This window comes from Flavobacteriales bacterium (genome assembly GCA_016699575.1).
GTDB lineage: Bacteria > Bacteroidota > Bacteroidia > Flavobacteriales_F > PHOS-HE28 > PHOS-HE28.
The window spans coordinates 697,231-717,387 of record CP064979.1; the positions used below are offsets into that span (position 1 = coordinate 697,231).

General features: G+C 60.4%; 18 protein-coding genes. 5 read left to right on the forward strand and 13 right to left on the reverse strand.

Translation table 11 applies throughout. From position 1 onward, the window contains the following. Positions 1-4: 4 nt before the first annotated feature. The 11 genes from IPJ76_03075 to IPJ76_03125 all read right to left on the reverse strand — a co-directional run bounded on the left by IPJ76_03075 (position 5) and on the right by IPJ76_03125 (position 10,583). Positions 5-274 (reverse strand): acyl carrier protein, encoded by a 270-nt coding sequence (locus tag IPJ76_03075; protein ID QQR87220.1) that lies wholly within the window; start codon positions 272-274, stop codon positions 5-7. Further along, entirely contained in the window at positions 256-876 is a 621-nt protein-coding gene (locus IPJ76_03080) for a hypothetical protein (GenBank protein ID QQR87221.1), read from the reverse strand. Before IPJ76_03080 ends, IPJ76_03075 begins: the two co-directional genes overlap by 19 nt. Then, entirely contained in the window at positions 870-1,952 is a 1,083-nt protein-coding gene (locus tag IPJ76_03085) for a beta-ketoacyl synthase (GenBank protein QQR87222.1), read from the reverse strand. Before IPJ76_03085 ends, IPJ76_03080 begins: the two co-directional genes overlap by 7 nt. After that, complete coding sequence (locus IPJ76_03090; protein QQR87223.1) at positions 1,952-2,374, reverse strand: acyl-CoA thioesterase; 423 nt, start codon at positions 2,372-2,374, stop codon at positions 1,952-1,954. Before IPJ76_03090 ends, IPJ76_03085 begins: the two co-directional genes overlap by 1 nt. Next, positions 2,364-2,798, reverse strand: a complete 435-nt coding sequence (locus tag IPJ76_03095) for a 3-hydroxyacyl-ACP dehydratase (protein ID QQR87224.1) — start codon at positions 2,796-2,798, stop codon at positions 2,364-2,366. The genes IPJ76_03090 and IPJ76_03095 overlap by 11 nt, the downstream gene beginning before the upstream one ends. Beyond that, positions 2,704-3,702 carry a hypothetical protein gene (locus tag IPJ76_03100; protein QQR87225.1) on the reverse strand — a complete coding sequence of 333 codons (999 nt, stop codon included), beginning with the start codon at positions 3,700-3,702 and terminating at the stop codon, positions 2,704-2,706. Before IPJ76_03100 ends, IPJ76_03095 begins: the two co-directional genes overlap by 95 nt. Beyond that, positions 3,674-3,937 (reverse strand): acyl carrier protein, encoded by a 264-nt coding sequence (locus IPJ76_03105; protein QQR87226.1) that lies wholly within the window; start codon positions 3,935-3,937, stop codon positions 3,674-3,676. Before IPJ76_03105 ends, IPJ76_03100 begins: the two co-directional genes overlap by 29 nt. After that, positions 3,937-5,169, reverse strand: a complete 1,233-nt coding sequence (locus IPJ76_03110; GenBank protein QQR87227.1) for a beta-ketoacyl-[acyl-carrier-protein] synthase family protein — start codon at positions 5,167-5,169, stop codon at positions 3,937-3,939. The genes IPJ76_03105 and IPJ76_03110 overlap by 1 nt, the downstream gene beginning before the upstream one ends. Continuing rightward, entirely contained in the window at positions 5,166-5,909 is a 744-nt protein-coding gene (gene fabG / locus IPJ76_03115) for a 3-oxoacyl-ACP reductase FabG (GenBank protein QQR87228.1), read from the reverse strand. Before fabG ends, IPJ76_03110 begins: the two co-directional genes overlap by 4 nt. Next, entirely contained in the window at positions 5,906-7,420 is a 1,515-nt protein-coding gene (locus IPJ76_03120) for an aromatic amino acid lyase (GenBank protein QQR87229.1), read from the reverse strand. Before IPJ76_03120 ends, fabG begins: the two co-directional genes overlap by 4 nt. Positions 7,421-7,520: 100 nt before the next feature. Next, on the reverse strand, positions 7,521-10,583 hold the full coding sequence (locus IPJ76_03125; protein QQR87230.1) for a gliding motility-associated C-terminal domain-containing protein: 3,063 nt from the start codon (positions 10,581-10,583) through the stop codon (positions 7,521-7,523). 178 nt (positions 10,584-10,761) lie between these two features. Here IPJ76_03125 and pbpC point away from each other — a divergent pair, with 178 nt between their 5' ends. The 4 genes from pbpC (at position 10,762) to IPJ76_03145 (ending at position 15,898) form a co-directional block, all read left to right on the forward strand. Then, positions 10,762-13,080 (forward strand): penicillin-binding protein 1C, encoded by a 2,319-nt coding sequence (gene pbpC / locus IPJ76_03130; protein ID QQR87231.1) that lies wholly within the window; start codon positions 10,762-10,764, stop codon positions 13,078-13,080. After that, a complete protein-coding gene (locus tag IPJ76_03135) occupies positions 13,077-13,598 on the forward strand; it encodes a hypothetical protein (protein ID QQR87232.1) in 522 nt (173 codons plus the stop codon). The genes pbpC and IPJ76_03135 overlap by 4 nt, the downstream gene beginning before the upstream one ends. A 59-nt stretch (positions 13,599-13,657) precedes the next feature. Next, entirely contained in the window at positions 13,658-15,262 is a 1,605-nt protein-coding gene (locus IPJ76_03140; protein ID QQR87233.1) for a PDZ domain-containing protein, read from the forward strand. A gap of 162 nt (positions 15,263-15,424) precedes the next feature. Continuing rightward, complete coding sequence (locus tag IPJ76_03145) at positions 15,425-15,898, forward strand: DUF1573 domain-containing protein (protein QQR88385.1); 474 nt, start codon at positions 15,425-15,427, stop codon at positions 15,896-15,898. Between the two features lie 55 nt (positions 15,899-15,953). Here IPJ76_03145 and IPJ76_03150 read toward each other — a convergent pair whose 3' ends face one another. Further along, positions 15,954-16,187, reverse strand: coding sequence for a 4a-hydroxytetrahydrobiopterin dehydratase (locus IPJ76_03150; protein QQR87234.1), 234 nt, complete (start codon positions 16,185-16,187; stop codon positions 15,954-15,956). Between the two features lie 3 nt (positions 16,188-16,190). Continuing rightward, on the reverse strand, positions 16,191-18,401 hold the full coding sequence (locus tag IPJ76_03155; GenBank protein QQR87235.1) for a S46 family peptidase: 2,211 nt from the start codon (positions 18,399-18,401) through the stop codon (positions 16,191-16,193). Positions 18,402-18,516: 115 nt separating this feature from the next. Between IPJ76_03155 and IPJ76_03160 the strand changes: the two genes are divergently transcribed. Beyond that, on the forward strand, positions 18,517-20,085 hold the full coding sequence (locus IPJ76_03160; GenBank protein QQR87236.1) for a T9SS type A sorting domain-containing protein: 1,569 nt from the start codon (positions 18,517-18,519) through the stop codon (positions 20,083-20,085). Positions 20,086-20,157: the final 72 nt, after the last annotated feature.

A 20,157-nucleotide genomic window follows, 5' to 3' on the forward strand; every position in this document is an offset into this window, starting at 1 on the left:
CTGTTCAGCCAGCGATGGCCTTCTGCGCGAGGATGTGGTCGGCCATGGTGTTCACCGAAGTGAAGATGGTGCGGCCGTCCTTGGGGTCGGTGATCTTGATGCCGTAGTGGCGGTCGAGGAGCACGATGAGTTCCAGCGCGTCGATGGAGTCGAGACCGAGACCATCACCGAACAGCGGTGCATCATCCTGGATGCTGACGGGATCCACCTCTTCCAGGTTCAGTTGTTTGACGATCTGCTGCTTCAGGTTCTTCTTCAGTTCTTCTCTGTCCATGGTGCGGTGGTGAGGATGGCACGAAGGCCGTCGGGGGTAAGTGGTGTTCCGGCTCCGGTGCCGAGCAATGCAAAGCCCGCAGAATACGGGGCGGCGAAGATATCCGCACGGCCCACGATCACGTGGTGCATTCCTTCCTTGCGCAGCATGCCTTCGGCGATGGTCAGCAGCAGCTCGGCGTCCAGTGGGTCCGCCGCGAAGCAGATGCTGGGCCCGAAGACCTTGTGGCGGATGGTGATCTCCCCGGTGCTGGTGTTGGGCAGCGTGTACACGAACACCGCCGGGCTGGCGGGCTCCTTACGCGATACCGGTTCCCAGTGCTCAATGTCCGTGGCCAGGCTTGCGCTGCGGTTCACGGTGATGATGCCTAAGGTGTTCTGCACGTCGGCGCCCTCGTCCTTCAGCTTTGCGAACAGTGGTTCGACGGCCAGCAGGGCAAGCTTCCCGTAGTGGTCCATCTTGTGGAACTTCGGATAGTCGAGACCTAAGGCGTTGTAGATCCCACGGAGGTCGTCATCTCCCCCGCTGGCACGCGCCACCTCAACCCCGTTGAGCAGCAGCAGCCCATCGCTCAGCCGGGTATGTGCTTGCAGGCTCAACATGCTTCGATGAGGATGGCCGCGTTGCAGCCGCCGAAACCGGAAGAGGTCTTCAGCAGGATGTTGGATGCGGGTGCGCCGCTGCGTTGCAGCACGTTGAGCGGAGGCAGCTCGTTCAGGTCATGCGCGCCCAAGGATGCGGGAAGCTCCTTGCGCCGGACGGCTTCCAAAGCCAAGGCGGTTTCCAGCACGCCAGCGGCTCCGAGCGTGTGGCCGAAATAGCCTTTGTGGCTGTTGGTCGGCACGCCTTCGATGCCTACGCGGCCGAAGGCTACGGCTTCCATGCGATCGTTGTAGTCGCTGCCCGTGCCGTGCGCATTGATGTGCCCGATGGCAGAACGATCAATGCCGCTCTGACGCAACGCGGCTTCCACGGCGCGCACCAACCCTTCACCGGTACGACTGGGTCCGCTGATGTGGTTGGCATCGTTGCCCATGCCGCCGCCGAGATAGCGGCCCATCACATCATTGAGCACCGAACGATCATTCGTGAGCACCAGACCAGCAACAGCTTCGCCCAACGACACGCCATCGCGCGTGCGGTCGAACGGTCGGCAGGGGCCGGGGCTCAGTGCGTGCAATGCTGCGAAACCGCTCAAGGTGAACTCCGAAACGAGATCCCCCCCCAGCACAAGCACATGATCATAGCGTCCTGCACTGATGAGATCCGCAGCCAGTTTGATGGCGAGCGTTCCGCTGGCGCAAGCGTTGCTCACAACGATCGGTAGCGCAAGACCTGTTCGCTCAGCGAACCGCTTGGCGAGCAGTGGCAGTAGTGCTTCTTCGGGCCGGCCCTTCTCCAGCATGCCGATCTCTCCTTTTGTCGTGCTGAGGATGACACCGGTGCGCGCGACGTCGATGTTTGCGTTGGCCACGCACAGCTCCGCGCACTTCACCAGTTCATTCTCCAGCGATCGCTCCGCCGATCCGGTGAACGCGCGGCCTGCGAAAGCGCTTCCACCACCGGGCAGGACCACGGGCACCAAGCCGCTTTCCCCCTTCATCATGCTCTGCAGGACGGGCGCCACGCCTTTGCCAAGCGCACACGCCACATGAGCCGCACCAAGGAAGATATCCATCACGCGAAGCCCTGCCGCTTGCGCCACGCCTTGTACACCTCGGGCGGGTCCAGCAGCAGTTGTTTGCCCTTGTCCAGGAACACCTGCACGGTTTCGCCCGTGGCGGCAACGGCGTTCTTCAGCTTGCTGCTGATGGTGTAGCGAAGGACGATCTTGGCAGCAGGCGTGTACACGTATTCGGTGCGGATCAATGCCGTGTCTCCATAGCTGAGCATGGCCTTGTGCTCGATGGTGCTCTTGACGATCGGCGTGAAGACACCGTTCTCGTACATGAACATTGCATCGAGGTCATGCTTGTGGCCCCACGCTTCGCGGCCCGCTTCGAAGAACGCGAAGTAGTTGCCGTGCCAAACGATGCCCATCGGATCGAGGTCGCCGAACGTGATGGGATAGCTGCTTTCGCAGAACAGATCAGGCTGCATCGGGCACAAGGAACACCTTCATTTCCATTTCGGCCAGTTGCTCGTCGCCCACGCGCACGGTGCCGAGCAGCACTTGTACCTGGTCGAGGCGGTGCGTTACGCGCACGGTGGTGTGCAGTGTTTCCCCGATGCGCGGCAGGCGCTGCAAGCTGAGCTTGCTCACCGCACCGATGAAACCGACAGGCGGTGGGGCGCCGCTCCGGGCTGCACTGAAGCCCATGCCAAGCGCGGCCGTTTGGGCCACGTTCTCGATCACGCCGCCTTCCAACAGCACGCCATCCTCAGCGAACACGTCGGTGGGCAGCACGTCGAAGCGGCTGAGCAATTCGTCAGGGGTTGCGCTCACCAGTTCGTGCACCATCACCATGGGCGGGTGCTGCGGCAGGTAGCGTTGCACGGCGTCGCGCGCCAGCAGTGGGGTCATCGGCATCGGCCCAAAAATCGAAAAAGTTGAACCACTGATCGGGGTATGCACGTGTTGCCTCCTCCAAAGCCGTCACATAGGCGTCGATGAGCTCGTTGGGTGAGCGCCCCTGCGCCGGCACCGTAGCGGTGAAATGGTAGCCCACGTTCTGCCGTCTGACCACGAAGCAGAAGCTCACGGGTGCTCCGCTTGCGGAAGCAAGGGCGAAGGGTCCCAACGGGATGAGGGCAGGTGAGCCGAGAAAGGTGACGCGGCGCGCACGGGTGTGGGGCAAGCGGCGATCGCCGTGCAGGCAGATGAGCCGGCCCTCCGCCAACGCAGCATTGATGGCCAGCGTGGTACCCACGCCCTCATCGCTGGGGATCACATCGAAGTGCGGCTTCTCCGCGCCCCGTTCAACGGCTTTCTTGATGGCTTCGCGTTCGGCGTTCATCATCACCACGCTCACCTTGGCATTGTGGCGTTTGAGCATGTGGCCCGCGAATTCCCAGTTGCCGAGGTGTGCGCTAATGAGGATACCACCCTTACCCTCGGCAACCATTCGTTTGATGTGCTCACTCCCGTTCTGTGTGAGCTCGAATTTGGGCAGCATGCCGCTGCGCACTGCCACCCGATCGATGAGTGCCTTCCCGAACACACGGAAGATCGCGTAGGCCCGGACCCGCCAGCCCTTGTCGGTCCCGCGCAGGTGCCGCAGGTAGATGCGTACCGCCTGTCCGGCCTTCGGAGCGAAGAACACGTACCACAGCGCTACCGGCCACAGGAGTGCGTAAGCCGCTTCCAGTCCGAAGTTGCGGAGCAGGAAAATGAAAATGCGGTGCCCCAGCGGTGTGCCGAGGCTCTTGCCTTGCCATTGAGAGGACGGGGTGCCGTTCTCAGGCCTTGGGCCCGATGCGCTGCTCAATGTGGTCGTAGAAATCCTGGAAGGTGACGATCTTCTGGAAGTCCTCCGCGCCGAGCTTGATGCCGAAGTTCTCCTCGATGACCACCACGAGGTCAACGTAGTCGAGGCTGTCCAGGCCGAGCGTTTCTTTCAGGGGTGCGTCGTCCTTGATGGTACTGCCATCAACCTCGAACTCTTCCACCAGGAAGGTGCGGGTTTTGGTAACGATCTCTTCGCGAAGGGTGGTGGTGCTCATTACTGGCCGGAGTACCGTTTGATGATGAGGGCCGAGTTGGTACCGCCGAAACCGAAGGAGTTGCTCAGGAACACATCGAACTTGTGGTCGATGGCGCTGGCAACGATGTTCAGCTTGGCGGAGTCCTCGTCCGGGGTGGCGAAATTTATGTTGGGAGCAATGAAGCCGCCGTGCATCATGATCATGGAGTACACCACTTCGCTCGCCCCTGCCATCCAGCACTCGTGACCTGTCATGCTCTTGGTACTGCTCACGTAGGGCCGCGACGCACCGAAGACGGCGTGGATGGCTTGTGCCTCGATGCTGTCACCCACGGGTGTGGCCGTGGCGTGAGCGTTCACGTATTGCACGGCATCGGCGTTCATACTGGCCATGTTGAGCGCCATGTGCAACGCGCGCAATTGACCGTCCAGGTCGGGATCACTGATGTGGGCACCGTTACTGCTGAAGCCGTAGCCCACCACCTCAGCGAGGATGGTAGCCCCGCGTTCGAGGGCGCTCTCCAACGATTCCAGGACCAAGGCCGCTGCTCCCCCGCTCGGCACCAGGCCATCGCGCCCCTTGTCGAAGGGCTTGCTCGCCTTAGCGGGATCCGCCTCCTGCACACTGAAGGCCCCGATGCCATCGAAACTGCCGAAGGCATATTCGTTCACTTCCTGTGCGCCGCCGCAAAGCACCATCTTCTGCAAGCCCTGTTTGATGAGCAGGTAGCCCATGCCGATGCTATGGCTACCACTGGCGCACGCCCCGCTGATGGTGAAGTTGACGCCCCGCAACTTGAAGATGGTGCTGAGGTTCATGGTCACCGTGCAGTTCATGCTCTGGAAGATGGCACCGCTGCCGAGCAGGGTGGTATCGTTCTTCCGACGAACGGTGTCGATGCTCTCCATCACCGCCTTCGCACTGCTGTCGTTCCCGAAGAGGATGCCCACTTCGTTCTTCTCCAGGAAAGCCATGTCGATGCCCGCTTGCGCGAAGGCTTGCTCGGCCGCTGCATAGGCGTAGAAGCACTCCTCCGCCATCATCACGCGCTGCCGCCGGCTCAGCTTTTCCTTCAGCTCGGGCATGTCCACTGCACCGGTGAGGGCGCTACGGTAACCCATCTTCTTGCGCGCTTCATCGAACACGATGCCGCTCTTCCCTTCGCGCAAGGAGGTCTCCACCTCCGCAAGGTCCTTGCCCAGGCAGCTCCAGATGCCCATGCCGGTGATCACTACGCGCCCGCTGCTCATGAGTGGATGCCGCCGTTGATGTTGATGATCTCGCCCGTGATGTAGCTGGCCTTGGGCGACGCAAGGAAAGCCACCACGTCGGCCACCTCCTCCGCATGGCCGAAGCGCTCCATCGGGATCAGCTTCTTCAGCTCGTCCTCCGGAAGTGCTGCCGTCATCTCGGTCTTGATGAAGCCCGGTGCAACGGCGTTCACGGTGATCTTCCGCTTGGCCACTTCAACGGCCAGCGACCGCGTGGCACCGATCATGGCCGCTTTCGCCGCGCTGTAATTCGTCTGTCCGGGCACGCCCTTCAGGCCGCTCACGCTCACCACGTTCACGATGCGGCCGCTGCGGTTGCGCACCATCTTCTGGATGATGAAGCTCGTGACGTTGAAGAAACCGTTGAGGCTGGTGTCCAGCACGTCGCGCCATTCTTCCTGCTTCAGGAACACGAAGAGATTGTCGCGCGTGATGCCGCTATTGTTCACGAGCACTTCGATGCGATCACCAGGATGGGCGGCGTACCAAGCCGTCAGCGCAGAATCAACAGCCTCTTTGTCACGCACGTCGAATTGAACGGTCTCGCACTCAACTCCATTGGCTTTCACCAAGGCCATCGTTTCGGCCGCTGCATCAGCGCCGCGCACGTAGTTCACCAGGATGCTCCAGCCGTCCTTGGCCAAGGCGACGCACACCGCGCGACCAATGCCCCGTGAACCGCCAGTGACCAAGGCATAACGCTTCGATCCGGTGCTCATAACGCAGTGGGAAAGAAAAGACCGGACTTCACGTTCGCCAACGCATCGGCGTGCACCGTGCTGCTCACGATAGGCCCGCTTATGTTGCGGACTTCAGCATGGAACGCCTTGCCGGCCGGGGAGTAAGTCGAGGTTCCACCTGTGAGGTCCACTGCTTGGGCAAGCGCCAAGGCATGCACGGACATCACCTGTGCTGTATTGTCGATGACCCTTGCGCAGAGCAGCGCAGCATTGGTGCCCATGCTCACGATGTCCTGGTTGTCATTGTTGTTGGGGATGCTGTGCGCGTACATCGACGTGCTGAGGCCCTGGCACTCGGCCGTGGTGCTCACTGCAGTGAACTGCATGCCTTGCAATCCGTGGTCGATACCTGCGCGTCCCATGCGCAGGAACGCCGGGAAGCGACCGTTCACCTTCTCATTGAGCAGGAAGTTCAGCTGGCGTTCGGTGAGCATGCAGAGCTTCACGATGGCCAGCTTCAGCTTGTCCATCTCGATGCTGATCTGATCGCCGTGGAAATTGCCGCCGTGGTGAACGCTGCCATCGCTCATATCGATGACCGGGTTGTCGTCCACCGACCCGAGCTCGCTCTCGAGCACCATTGCACAATGGGTCAGTGTATCGAGGATGGGCCCCAGCACCTGCGGGATGCAGCGGATGCTATAGTTCTCTTGGATGCGTTCGTTGTATACATCGCCCTGCCCTGCGCCTGTGATGAAACGCTCGTGCTGGCTGCGCGTTTGGCTGCTGCCCGCCAGAGCTTGGCGCATGCGGGCTGCCACCTCGTTCTGTCCCAAATGGCGCTTGGCCCCATTGAGCGAAGCGCTCAGGTGGTCCTCGAACGGCCCAACGATCTCATTGAGCAAAGCACCCATCGTAATGGCCCGTTCCACGAGTTGCTGAGCACGATGGAGGTTGATGATACCGATGCCCGTCATACAGGCAGTACCGTTCAACATGCCCAGGCCATCACGGAGCTGAAGCTGAAGTGGTGCGCGGCCCAATTCGCGGAGGATATCCCCGGTTGCGCGGCGTTGGCCCTTATGGCTAGCTGTGCCCTCACCAATGAGCCCGAGGGCCATATGGGCCTGTTGGACCAGATCGCCGCTGGCACCCACGCCCCCGTGCTCGGGGATGGTGGGGCAGATCCCATTGTCCAAGTAGAAGATGATCTGATCGATCACGGCCGGGCTCACCCCGCTGCGACCGATGAGGAACGTGTGCAAGCGCGCCAGCATGGTGGCCCGCACAGCAGCATCCGGCAGCGGCGCCCCCATACCGCTGGCATGGCTGCGAACCAGGTTGTACTGGGCCTCCCGCGTATCCTCTTGTGCGATGCGTTGCTGCGCCAAGGGGCCGAAGCCGGTCGTGATCCCGTAGATCACTTTGTCCTTGGCAAAGTCCTGCAGGAAGGCAAAAGCTTGAAGAGCAGCGCTCCGGTCAGGTGACAAGTCCGCCACCCGGGCTCCGTCCAGGACGATCCGGATGAATTTGCTGAGGTCAGTACCCATGAGGGACGAAGGGGGCTTCCGAAAAGGGCGGCGAAGATAGCCGGGCTGTAAAACAAGCGGGGCCCCTGATCAGGAGCCCCGCAACTTGTCAAGGTCGGGTCTACTTGCCTCGCAACAGGGTCAGGTGACCGGTCCTAACAATCTGATCACCGTTCTTGCCGTTGCCCACGAACTCATAATAGTAGGTACCATCGCTGACCCCGCTCTCTGGACGCCAAACAACGTAGTTGCTCTGGGCAGTACTGGTGGTATGGATCTCCATGCCCCAGCGGTTGAAGATCTTCATGGTGAAGTTGGCGAAGCCGCGGAAGTCGATGAAAGCGAACGCATCGTTCTGGCCATCACCGTCAGGGCTGAACACGTTCGGTATCTCCACAATGGGCTTGTCAAGCACGAGGATGCTATCGATGTATTGACCGTAGCAACCGAACTCACTGTAGCCGGTGAGCGTAACGTAGTAAACACCGGGGGTCTCGTACAGCGTAGTGGGGTTGACGTCGGTGGAGGTACCGCCGTTGCCGAAAACCCAGTTGTACCCGTTGCTACCGTTGGCCGAGGTGTTCTCGAAGTTCACGGTCAGCGGTTGTACACCTTCATCCGGGTTGGGAATGAAGCTGATCTGCGCTGGAGGATACCAGCCGACCGTCACCTGCGCCTCGGCCGTGCAGCCACTGCCAAGTTCGCCAACCGTTACGGTGTAGACCGCAGGTGATGAAACCGGGGTAACGGTCGGGTTAGCAGAGTTCGGATCGCTCAGACCCGTCGACGGGTTCCACGTGTAAGTAATGCTGCCGGCATCCACACCACCGCAGTAAACGAAGCGGGTGTTGGGGCGATTCTCGCTCACATTGGAGAATGCGCCGTCCGTGGTGCAGATCAAGGGGTTGGCATCCTGGTTGATCCAGTGCACGGCATCGAAACCGACCTGGCTGTAGAACGTCGGTGAGTTGTTCGTCCATGTGGGCAGGTGCGGGTCGTTGTTGAAGCAGACTTCGACCACCACGTTGCTCACACCGTCCCAATTGAAGGCGCTCGGGAACACGAACATGTTCCAACCGGTGGTGATGTTGAGCGTATCGTCATAAAACACATCCGTAAGACCCGTGATCCAATTGGTGGTGGTGAGGACGTCCTGGGTGGTGCAGCCCATCTTCACGCTCCACTCGAAATACTGGGTGGTTCCATTGACCTGCTGCACGTTGAACCCCAGTTCATTGATCTTGCCCCCACTGAAGCCCATGGCCTGTAATTCGCTCGCACGGTAGAGTATCTGGTGTCGCGCACCTTCATAGAAGTGGCCGAACGGCGCAGGGTAGGTGGTGGTGGTACCGAAGAGCGAATCGGATTGCATATCACCGATGCTGAGCGGACCACAGCAAGGACCATCGTAGAGACCGCAGAAGCTCGGGAAGGAGCAATCCAACGACACGTTGAATGCGGTGCTCTCGCCCTCACAGATGAGTGAGTCGGCCTGGGTAACGGTGAATTGCGGCACATAACCGGGGGTTACCACAACGGTAAGGTTGGTGTCCAATTTCACGCAACCATCCGGGCTGGTTACCTCCAAGAGGTACGAGTAGGTGCCAGGGTTGCCATAAATGCCGCTGGGGTTCGGGATCGAGGTGCCGGTCAAGCCGGTTCCAGGCGTCCACTCATATACGTACCCGGGCACGTTGGGATTCACGGTGGTGTTGAAGAACACCTGTTCGCCCAAACAGATGAGCGTGTCGCTAACCGTAGCTTGGAAACTGAAATCAGGCACCACGAAGACCGTCACCGTGTCGCTGGTGATGCAAGAGCCTTGCAGGTCGCTCTGAACGATGTACGTGGTCGTTACGGAAGGATCGGCGATCGGATTGTCGCACGGGTTGCAGCTGAAGTTCACGCCAAGCACAATGGGGTCACCTCCGGGAAGCACGCTCCAATTGAACACGGCTCCACCCTCGGCTTGCAACTGCGCAGTTTGGTTGCCGCAGATGATCTGATCGGGGCCTGCGCTGGTGCGGGTCAAGACCTGCACCGTGTACACATAGGTCTGGAAGGCGTTCACCGGGCAGGCATCGTCGGCCGCGTTGATGATGAATGAGTGGAAGCCTCCGCTACCCGGAGGGGCTGTCCAACAGATCGTGCCGGTTGCGGGGTTCGCACCTGACCAGGTGAACGTTGCGCCCTGCAGGACGATCGACACGTTGGAAACCAAGGAAAGGGTATCGATCAGGTCGGGATCGTTGATCTCGAAGTCGAAACAGAACTGGTCGGTTTCGCACATCTCGATCGCCATGGGGCCAACTTGAGTTGCAGAACCCGTGAAGTTGCTGATGACGCCATCGAACGGGTTCGGTGCCTGGTTAGTGCATGGGATCACCACGAACTGGATATCCCTCATCACGGTACCGATCACGTTCCCTTGGTCGTCATACTCGGTAACCTGCACCGTAACGATGAAGTTGCCGGTTTGGGTGGGCGTGAAAGAGATGAGCCCGCTGTTCGGGTCGATGGTGATGCCAGGGATCGGGTTGTCGAAGCTGAAACCGCCCTGATAGAGAACCGGAACGCCGCCGGTCTCCATGGCAGCAATGAACTCATAGTACAGCGAGTCCCCATCCTGGTCGCTCACACCGTAGCTGTACAACACCGGTTGGTTCTGGCAGACATAAGGAATGGGCTGGTTGTTGAAAACGGGTGAGTTATCACACGGGAAATCGGCGCTGTTCAACGTGCCTTCCAAATAGGTGTCGGCAAGGTCGGGGTCCACGATGTTCAGCACGGCTGCGTTGCGGCAGCAACTGCTCCAGCCCATGGTCCAACTGTCGCAAGGGGGCAGTGTGATGATCCCCGTGTAGGTCCACTGTTCGATGCCGGGAAGCGTACCACCATTACAAGTACTGTTGGTGATCTCTTCCGGGCACAACTGCGAAACCTCGGTTATGCTCTGGTTGGTGACCGTAAGGGTTTGCTGCCCACAGGGTGAATCAAACGTGATGGTCTCCTGGGTACCAGGGGTAATACCAAAACAATCACGGAACAGGTTCATCGTGATCTGGTACTGGTTGTTGCCCAAACACTCCCAAAGGATCTCGCCGCCCACGATGTGGGATGCTTTCACTTGGGTTGCGCCGAGCAGCCCGGCGGCGAACAGGGTCGTCAGGGTACGCTTCATCATGGGTTTTTCAAATGGCGGTCGAAGTTAGGTTTCTACCGGACAACAGACCCGGGCATGGATGCGTTCATTACCGACCTCCGCATCTTAGCTCCCGTTCCGGTTGCTGCAGGGCATGACGCCGTCTTCTCCACGCAGGTTGTCCGGCCGACGCAAACCGTTCTGGTGGAGCTTGGCCTGTATGGCCGTCGCCTTCGGGTGGGCCCGCTTTTGTCCGCTCCCGGACCTGTTCGATGCGCCCACGAGCACGGTCCTGCTGGACAAGGACGGGCGTCTGCTCTGTGCGAACGTGGCTTCCGACGGCCAGTGGCGTTTTGCCCCAACCGATCCCCTGCCGACGAGGTTCGTCACATGCCTTGTGCAGTTCGAGGACCGCAACTTCCGCCACCACCGGGGCATCTATTTGCCAGCCTTGTTCAGGGCGGTGCGCCAGAACCTGACCTCGGGCAGGGTAGTGAGCGGTGGCAGCACCCTCACCATGCAACTGGCCCGGCTCAGCTATCGTGATCCCGACCGTTCAGTCGGGCAGAAGTTGAAGGAGATGATATTGGCGGTTCGGATCGAGTTGCAGCACCCCAAGGACGATATCCTACGAATGTACGCAGCCAAGGCCCCTTTCGGCGGCAATGTGGTTGGGGTTGAAGCTGCGGCATGGCGCTGGTTCGGTAAGCCCCTCAACGAACTAGGGTGGGCTGAATCGGCCACGCTTGCGGTTCTGCCCAACGCACCTTCGCAGGTGTACCCTGGCAAAGGGCATGAAGCACTGCGCCGGAAGCGGAACGGGCTGCTGGATCGCTTGATGGACATCGGGGTCCTGGACAGCTTGTCGTGCCGTTTGGCCAAGGAAGAACCGTTGCCTGGGAAGGCGCTTCCACTGCCGATGCTAGCCCCACACCTCATGGGCACCCTGGCCGCTAACGGGAGCGGTGGCAAAACGACGCGCACCACGTTGGATGCACACTTGCAACAACGTGCCACGGAGGCCATCGCCCAATTCTCCCCTGCCCTGGAGGCGAACGAAGTGCACAACGCGGCAATGATCGTACTGGAGGTCCGCACCGGGAACGTCGTCGCCTATGTGGGCAACTCACCCGCGGCCGGGAATGCACATGCCGGCGCCGTCGATATCATACGCAGCCGACGGAGCACCGGCAGCCTACTTAAGCCGTTCCTGTACGCTGACATGTTGCAACACGGCGAATTGTTGCCCGACATGCTGGTGGCCGACGTACCCACCCACTACGCGGGTTTTGCCCCCCGTAACACCGATGGACAGTTCCGTGGAGCGGTGAAGGCGTCCAAGGCATTGTCCCGCTCCCTCAACGTCCCGGCAGTGAGAGCCTTGAAGAAGCACGGCGTGGCCCGCACGTTGAAAACACTGCAGGCAATGGGACTGACCTCATTGAACAAGGGCGCCGATCACTATGGTCTTTCGTTGGTGGTAGGTGGTGGTGAAGCATCGCTCTGGGAACTCGCCGGCGCCTATGCAAGCATGGCCCGTGTACTTGACCAGTATGGTCGGGACACCGGGAATGGCACAATTACCCCGGTTCACCCGCCCTTGGTTCACCAAGCCAGCACACCCGAGCGTATTGCAGAATACCCGACCGCCCCTCCCCTAACTGCCGGCAGCATCCATTTCACACTGGAGGCATTGCGCCAAACCGACCGGCCGGAATTGCAGAGCGGCTGGCGCAACTTCAGCGGTGCGCAGCCGATAGCCTGGAAGACCGGTACAAGTTCGGGGCATCGCGATGCGTGGGCCATTGGTGTGACGAGCAAGTGGTGTGTTGCAGTATGGACCGGCAACGCCAGTGGCGAGGGCCGACCGGGGAACACAGGAACCCTGGCGGCGGCCCCGCTCATGTTCGGGATGTTCGGCATGTTGCCGCCCGGACCCGCCTTGGACCCTCCGTTCGACGACATGGCCCGCGTGCCTGTTTGCAACCGGAGCGGCCACAGGGCGAGTATCGATTGCGATGCCGTGGACTCCCTTTGGATCCCTTCCCAAGGAATGCGGTCCCCGGTCTGCCCTTACCACCGATCGGTGATGGTGGATGGCAGTGGCCTATACCTGAGCAACGGCGGTGAAGGGGCCCAAAGACGGAGTTGGTTCGTACTACCACCGGCGATGGAACACTACGCCGCTGCGCTGGACCCGACCTACCTGCCCATGCCCTCTTGGCCCGATGGCGCGGGTCCGGGCCTGGGAGAAGCACCGTTCGCCATGATCTACCCCGAACCGGGCACGCGTTTGCTGATCCCGCTGGAACTGGACGGTAGTGCGGGCAATGCCGTGTTCGAGGCGACCCATAGAACGCTCAATGGCCGTTTGTTCTGGCACTTGGACGGCACCTACTTGGGAACAACCACGGGAGATCACAGGATGGCGTTGCACCCGGGGCCTGGAGAACACAGGTTTACCTTGGCCGACGCTTCCGGAGCTGCATTGAACATCCCTTTCAGCGTGGTGACCGGGGTGCGCCCCTCGCAAGAATGAGACTCCCACTGGTCCTGGCCGTTTGCTGTGCCACCCCACTGTTCGGGCAGCCCGACACGCTTTTCATCACCTCCGGGGACAGTGTATATGCCCTCGGTGTCAACTACGAGCCCGAACGATCCGACGGCCTTTACACCCGTGTAGGTCGGTTCGCGAACGACACCGGGACCGTGGCCGTGGAGCTGCGTTACCAAAAAGGCAAGCCCTGTGGCGTCTACAAAGCCTATTACCCCGACGGCAAGCCTTTGATCTTCGCGGTTTACGGCTGGGGCTACCTGCATGGCGACTGGAGCGAGTACGACGAACTCGGGCGCATCGCCATCAAAGGGCAGTACAAGAACGGTTTGCGCGAAGGGATCTGGGCCTTTCGTAGCGAGGGGATCGTAGGACGGTACAAGGAGGGCAAGAAACACGGCAAGTGGAAGTACTACCGCAACGGTCGGGTTTACCGGACCGAGAAGTACCACGAGGACCGATTGCTTCCGGGCAGTACCTACATCTTCGGCCCACGGCCCTGATCGCCAAGACTTGCCAAAAGGCAACCCTGCGGCCCAGGCTGCCGTTACTTTCGGCACACATGAAGATCAGCACAGTCCGCCTTCTGCCCATAGCGTTCATTGGTCTACCGATCCTCGCTGCGGCGCAGGGCAATGTTCCCGGCGGAGCGGGAAAGTTGGACGCCCTCCTCTACCACATCTCCACGCGCTATGTGGATTCTGTGGACCAGGACGCCCTCGTCGAGAAGGCGATCGTGGCCATGCTGGAGGACCTCGACCCGCATTCGGTGTACATCCCGAAAGAGGAACTTGAGCAGACCAACGAGCCGCTGAAGGGCAACTTCGAGGGGGTCGGTATCCAGTTCAACATCGTTCGGGACACCATCTACGTGGTGGATGCCATTGCAGGTGGCCCGAGCGAACGGTTGGGCATACGCGCTGGAGACCGCATCGTGAAGATCGACCAGGAGAACGTGGCCGGGATCGGAATGAAGAACGATGGTGTGATGCAGCGCCTGCGCGGAAAAAAAGGAACCAAGGTGAACGTGGAGATCCTGCGCAGCGGAGAACGGTCGCCGCTGGAATTCTCCATCACCCGCGACAAGATCCCCATCTACAGCATTGAGGCCGGTTACATGGCCTCCCCTTCCGTGGGCTACATCAAGGTGAGCCGCTTCAGTGCCACCACCATGAAGGAGTTCAGGGAAAAGCTGAGCGAACTGAAAGCCAAGGGCATGGTGGACCTGGTCCTTGACCTGCAAGGCAACGGCGGGGGCTACCTCCGCACAGCCACTGACATGGCGGACGAGTTCCTTGGCGACCGGAAGCTCATCGTTTACCAAGAAGGCCGGTCAACCCCAAGGGAGGACAATTACGCCACGAACGAAGGTGGTTTTGAGAAAGGGCGACTGGTGCTACTGGTGGATGAAAGCTCTGCCAGTGCAAGCGAGATCGTGGCGGGCGCCATGCAGGACTGGGACCGTGGCTTGGTGGTGGGGCGGCGAACGTTCGGCAAGGGCTTGGTGCAGCGCCCCGTGATGCTCCCCGATGGCAGTGCGGTGCGCCTGACGGTGAGCCGCTATTACACCCCGAGCGGTCGTTGCATCCAAAAACCCTACGAGGACGGCGTGGAAGCATACAGAGCGGAGCGCGCTGAACGCTTGGAGCGTGGTGAACTCACCTCAGCGGACAGCATCCATGCTTCCGACACCTTGCGCTTCTTCACCATGAACAAGAGGGTCGTGTACGGTGGTGGTGGTATCACCCCGGATGTCTTCGTGGCGCTGGACACGACGATGAGCAGCGCGTTGCTCGGCCAACTGGTGCGCAAAGGCATCCTCAACACCGTGGCATTGGATCATGTGGACCGCCATCGCTCCAAGCTGCTGCAACAGTTCCCTGACGTGCCAGCGTTCGATCGGGGCTTCGCGGTTGACGAAGCGTTGCGCAACGCGCTCCGAGCAGCAGCCACCAAAGAAGGCATCGAGCATGATCCGGAGGAGTACTCGCGCAGCGCGGGGCTCATCGAGCTCCGGCTCAAAGCTCTCATTGCCCGTGATCTTTGGAACACCGGTGCCTACTGGGAGATCATCAACGCCAGCAATCCCGTGGACCGCAGCTATCAGCGGGCCTTGGAAGTGCTTGCCGACGACACGTTCCATCGGCTGGGCCTGGCAGCGCACTGAGCTGTTAAGCACCCGTTAAGCCCGGCAACCCGGCATTCGGCCCGTCTATATTCGCCGCACAAAAGCAAACCAACCAAAGCGAACGCACCGATGAAAGACACCATCAAGATCGCGCTCTTGGCCGTCATAGCCGTTTCATCCATCGTAACGATGGTGAACACCATGGGCAAAGGCAGCTTCAAGGCCGACAGCAGCACAGCCGATAACCTCAGCAGCGCAGCAGCCGCCACGCCCGCGAACCCCAACGTGGTGAAAGCCGACGAGAAGAGCACCTTCGATCCGATCAACAGCACCGAACAGGTGGACAACGGCCCGAAGACCACCGTCCAGTTCGCGAATTACGACCACGACTTCGGCACCATCAACCAAGACTCGGAGAACACCCACGTGTTCAAGTTCACCAACACCGGCACCGAACCGTTGATCATCCAGAGCGCCAACGGCAGCTGCGGTTGCACCGTGCCCGACTACCCGAAGGAGCCGATCGCCCCGGGTTCCACCGGCGAGATCAAAGTGGTGTACAAGCCCGGCAAGCAGAAGGACGCACAGAACAAGACCGTTACCGTGATCGCGAACACGGAGCCCAAGCAGACCACATTGCGCATCAGCGCGAACGTGAAGGAAGTGGCGGGCTAGTCCCTTTAGAGAAACCATGATGAAGGCCTTCCCTGCGGGGAGGGCCTTCTTGTTTTCAGGGCACCAGCTTGTCGATGGCGGCCGCCAACTTGCGATCCATGTCAGTGACCGTGCCCCCAGCGCTGTGCGTGTTCAGCTTGATGTGCACGCGGTTGTACACATTGGTCCAGTCGGGGTGGTGACCCGTGCGCTCGGCCAACAGTGCCACACGCGCCATGAAAGCGAACGCCTCGCTGAAGTCGGCGAAGACGAACGTCCGGTAGAGCCCATCGGGCTTTTCGGTCCACATTGCTCAGCGGTGAATGGGAAGTTGGATGGTCTTGGGCACCTCGCGCTTCACAAGGTTCATCTCTTTCACCAGGTGTCCGGCCCCACATACCTTGTCGATGACGAAAAGTACATAGCGGATATCGGCGCTGATGTTGCGGCACTTGTTCGGATCGAACTGGATGTCGCTCATGGTGCTTTCCCAACTACGGTCGAAGTTGATGCCGATGAGCTCCCCTCTCCCGTTCAGTACAGGACTACCACTGTTGCCACCCGTAGTATGCAAGGACGATGTGAAACACACGGGCATGCTTGCCGTGGTGCTGTATGGTGCGAAGTCCTTGGTGGCGTGGAGATCCAGCAGCCGCTGGGGAAGGTCGAACTCGGGATCGTCCTTCCGGTACTTCTCCAGTACACCATCAAGATCGGTGAAGGGCTCGTAAACCACGCCGTCCCTCGGTGAGCTTCCTTCAACCTGACCGAAACTGAGGCGCAAAGTGCTGTTCGCATCGGGCCAGAAGGTGCGTTCGGGGAACAGTTCCATCTGCGCCTTCACAAAGGCACGCATGTGCGCTGCGATACGCTCGTTCGCTGCGTCGAAGCCGGGCTTCACCTTCCCGTTGTAGCCGGCCATCAACCGTGCCGAGAAGACCAGCGCCGGATCTTTGGCGAGCTTCTTCATCATGCTCTTCGGAGCGGATGCGAGCACTGCATCGAGCTTCGCTGGATCGGCGAACAGCGAGGTGGCGTACACTGCATCGGCCCAAGCGTTGGCGTTGCCCTTGTACTTGCCATCGATCTGCGACAAGTCGGGCGCCAATGACGGATCCAGCGCGCCACGATAGATGGGGAACTGCGCTTTGAAGATGCGCTTGTCCACCGCAGCATCGAAGTCCTTGTGGAACGCCGCTGCAGCGGCCCGTAGCCGCGCCAGCTCGGTTTCGAGTTTGCCTTCGGCTTTCAGTTTCTCCTGACCGGCGGTGGTTGACAAGGCCAAGAACGAGGAAGCGAACCGGAACAGTTCCGGCCCGACGAAGTATAACTCCACGTGCAGGTCGCGCGCTTGGGCCAACGCGGGGAACGTGCTGTAGATGGCTTGCAACGAATCGAGAGCGGCCGTGCCACGCGTATTGCTCGCCTGCGCCGCGCGTTTGCGGAACTCAGCTTCGTGCTCGCGTTTGGTGTCCAAAGCACGGAGTTCCGTTAGCCCACGCAGTTCACCTATCCATTTCTTGTACGCGTTGGCGATCCCCTTTTGCTTATCGGCGTATTGGATGCGCGTGCGATCGCTGGCCAGCATGGCATCATCGATCACCGCGAGGCTTGCCCTACGCATCCTGATCTTCAGCGGATCACCGGTGTTCATCACGTAGTCCACGCCATAGCTGCTCAGGTAACGCTGCGTCTGGCCGGGGAAGCCGTAGATCATCGCGAAGTCGCCCTCCTGCACACCGTCCATGCAGATGGGCAGTACATGGCGGGGCTTCAGGGGCACGTTGTCGGCTGAGGGGTCGGCCGGCTTCCCGTCCTTGTCCGAATAGATCCTGAAAACGCTGAAATCCCCTGTGTGCCGGGGCCACATCCAGTTGTCGGTGTCGCCGCCGAAGTTGCCGATGCTGCTGGGCGGGGCCCCCACCAAGCGGACATCGCGGAACGTTTCCGTGACGATGAGGATGAACTGGTTGCCGTAGTTGAACGGACGGACCACGGCTTGGTAGCGCCCTGCCTCCGTTGCGTTGGAGGCCAGGCTTGCACTGATCTTGCTGATCCCCTCCTTGCGCTGTGCCTCGCTCGCACCGGTCTGAAGTGCATCAAGCACGGCCGCCGTCACATCTTCCATTCGCACGATGAAGGTGGCGGTCGTACCGGGGTTCATCAGTTCATCCTTCTGCTCCTTTGCCCAAAAACCATCTTTCAAGTAGTCATGGTCCAGCGAACTGTGTTCCTGGATGGCGCTGAAGCCGCAATGGTGGTTGGTGAGGATCAGCCCACGGTCGCTGATCACTTCGGCCGTGCACCCGCCACCGAACAGCACTATCGCGTCCTTCAAACTACTGTGGTTCGCACTGTAGATATCGTCCGCACTGAGCTTGAGACCCTCAGCGGCCATGCGGTCGTGCACGCTGGCGAGCACGGTTGGCAGCCACATGCCTTCGTGGGCGAGCGCGCGGGAAGAGGAAACAACGACCACGGCGGCAGCAACCAACCAATGTGGTTTCAACGGTACGTTCAGCATGGCGCAAAGATGAACCCGCCACCCGCTCGATGTTCCATCCCCGGCAGGAGGCCGGTCGCGGGCAATCGGCACCATAAAAACGAACCCCGAGCCGACCAAAGTCGTATCACGGCACATGAAAAACCGTTTTAGCCTGGTGGCATTCGGACTAGTGACCGCTGCCACGGGGAGTGCCCAACTCGGACCGCTCGATCCCACCTTCGGCGTTGATGGGGTATTCTTGGACGATTGCGGGTTGAACGCCCCGGTGGTGAACGACCTTGCTTTGGATGCCAACGGCGATCTGATCATCGCCGGGACTGCCTTCGTCAACGGAACAGGTGACTGGAGCGTTAGCAGACTGACCCCTGCCGGCGAACTCGACAGCACGTTCGGGGTCAACGGGACCGTGACCAGCAACCTTCCGGACCACAACGAAGAGGGACTGCGCATTTGGGTGCAATCGGATGGCAAGATCCTCTTGGGAGCACGGGATTTCTTCAACCCCCTTCACTTCGGTTGTCTCGTTCGCCTGATGCCCGATGGATCACCGGACCCCGACTTCGGTGTTGATGGAACGCTCAGGTTCACACATCCGAACGGATCACAGGTCCGATTGGACGACATGATCCTTTTGCCCACCGGGCACATCATCGTCGCCTATGGCTGGGCGACCGCGGGCCTCCCGAGCCTCCACCTCATCAAGTTCGATCCGGATGGTGACCTGGACACAACGTTCGCCGATGGAGGGGCATTGCTCATAAACCTGCCGGGCAGCGGAGGTGGAGCACCCCGGTTGACCAGCGCTCCCAATGGGGATCTGATCGTGATCAGCTTGAACTCATGGTCCGGGTGGCAAGGGACGCTTGCGCATCGGGTGGATCAGAATGGCGATCTGCTCCAACAATTCGGGAACGCCGGCGTGGTGGTTTGTGACGGTGCTCCCAGCGGTTATGCCCATAGTGGGCATGATATCAAGATGGACCAGCAAGGACGTTTTCTCGTTGTGGGCGAGGCCCATGGCGCAGCACTTCCGGTCTTGCAGTGGGCAGCTCGATTCAATGATGACGGCAGCGACGACACCACATTCGGGATGAACGGTGCTTTCGTTCTCGACCTTGCTTCCTCGATCGCTGGATCGGTCCGTCGGGTTTTGCCAATGGCCGACGGAAGCATCTACTTGGTCTGCGGCGACGATGACGTGAACACACTCTTCACTGACGCAGTGATGCTGAAGCTCGATGCCAATGGCGGACTTGATCCCGGCTTCGGCAGCGGAGGTGTTCTTTGGTTCCCAGCGTCGGCCACCACGTTCTTGAGATCCGCCGTCGAACAAAACAACGGGCAGGTCGTGGTAGCGGGCCATTCCGGCAGCGGCAACAGGCAGGTCCTCGCTTCCCGCTTGTCGGGGGATCTCATCACCGCCGTTGATGCTCCGGTCCCACCCTCCATGCAAGTCGCAATAGCACCGAACCCGACCAACGGGCGTGTGAACATCCAGTTCCATCTGGAGCAGGGTTCTGATGTCGATCTGCGACTGGTGGACGCAACCGGACGTACAGTACATGCACCTGCAATACCGAATAAATTCCCGGCCGGGTTCCACAACATAAGTGCAGACCTCACGCTTTTGGGTGCCGGGGGCTATTGGGTGATGCTCCGCACAGGGGCCGGATCAGCGGTAGAACCCGTTATCGTGGAGTAGGCCGAATCCGGCCAAAGAGCGTTCCAGATCGGGGCGTGGTTTCCCTGCCGTTGGGTCCGTATTGCCGGTACC

Bases quoted from the DNA above. Each gene is read 5' to 3' on its own strand.
- IPJ76_03075 (QQR87220.1), bottom strand. From the start codon at position 274: ATGGACAGAGAAGAACTGAAGAAGAACCTGAAGCAGCAGATCGTCAAA.
- IPJ76_03080 (QQR87221.1), bottom strand. From the start codon at position 876: ATGTTGAGCCTGCAAGCACATACCCGGCTGAGCGATGGGCTGCTGCTG.
- IPJ76_03085 (QQR87222.1), bottom strand. From the start codon at position 1,952: ATGGATATCTTCCTTGGTGCGGCTCATGTGGCGTGTGCGCTTGGCAAA.
- IPJ76_03090 (QQR87223.1), bottom strand. From the start codon at position 2,374: ATGCAGCCTGATCTGTTCTGCGAAAGCAGCTATCCCATCACGTTCGGC.
- IPJ76_03095 (QQR87224.1), bottom strand. From the start codon at position 2,798: ATGACCCCACTGCTGGCGCGCGACGCCGTGCAACGCTACCTGCCGCAG.
- IPJ76_03105 (QQR87226.1), bottom strand. From the start codon at position 3,937: ATGAGCACCACCACCCTTCGCGAAGAGATCGTTACCAAAACCCGCACC.
- IPJ76_03110 (QQR87227.1), bottom strand. From the start codon at position 5,169: ATGAGCAGCGGGCGCGTAGTGATCACCGGCATGGGCATCTGGAGCTGC.
- fabG (QQR87228.1), bottom strand. From the start codon at position 5,909: ATGAGCACCGGATCGAAGCGTTATGCCTTGGTCACTGGCGGTTCACGG.
- IPJ76_03120 (QQR87229.1), bottom strand. From the start codon at position 7,420: ATGGGTACTGACCTCAGCAAATTCATCCGGATCGTCCTGGACGGAGCC.
- IPJ76_03125 (QQR87230.1), bottom strand. From the start codon at position 10,583: ATGATGAAGCGTACCCTGACGACCCTGTTCGCCGCCGGGCTGCTCGGC.
- pbpC (QQR87231.1), top strand. From the start codon at position 10,762: ATGGCCGTCGCCTTCGGGTGGGCCCGCTTTTGTCCGCTCCCGGACCTG.
- IPJ76_03135 (QQR87232.1), top strand. From the start codon at position 13,077: ATGAGACTCCCACTGGTCCTGGCCGTTTGCTGTGCCACCCCACTGTTC.
- IPJ76_03140 (QQR87233.1), top strand. From the start codon at position 13,658: ATGAAGATCAGCACAGTCCGCCTTCTGCCCATAGCGTTCATTGGTCTA.
- IPJ76_03145 (QQR88385.1), top strand. From the start codon at position 15,425: ATGGGCAAAGGCAGCTTCAAGGCCGACAGCAGCACAGCCGATAACCTC.
- IPJ76_03150 (QQR87234.1), bottom strand. From the start codon at position 16,187: ATGTGGACCGAAAAGCCCGATGGGCTCTACCGGACGTTCGTCTTCGCC.
- IPJ76_03155 (QQR87235.1), bottom strand. From the start codon at position 18,401: ATGCTGAACGTACCGTTGAAACCACATTGGTTGGTTGCTGCCGCCGTG.
- IPJ76_03160 (QQR87236.1), top strand. From the start codon at position 18,517: ATGAAAAACCGTTTTAGCCTGGTGGCATTCGGACTAGTGACCGCTGCC.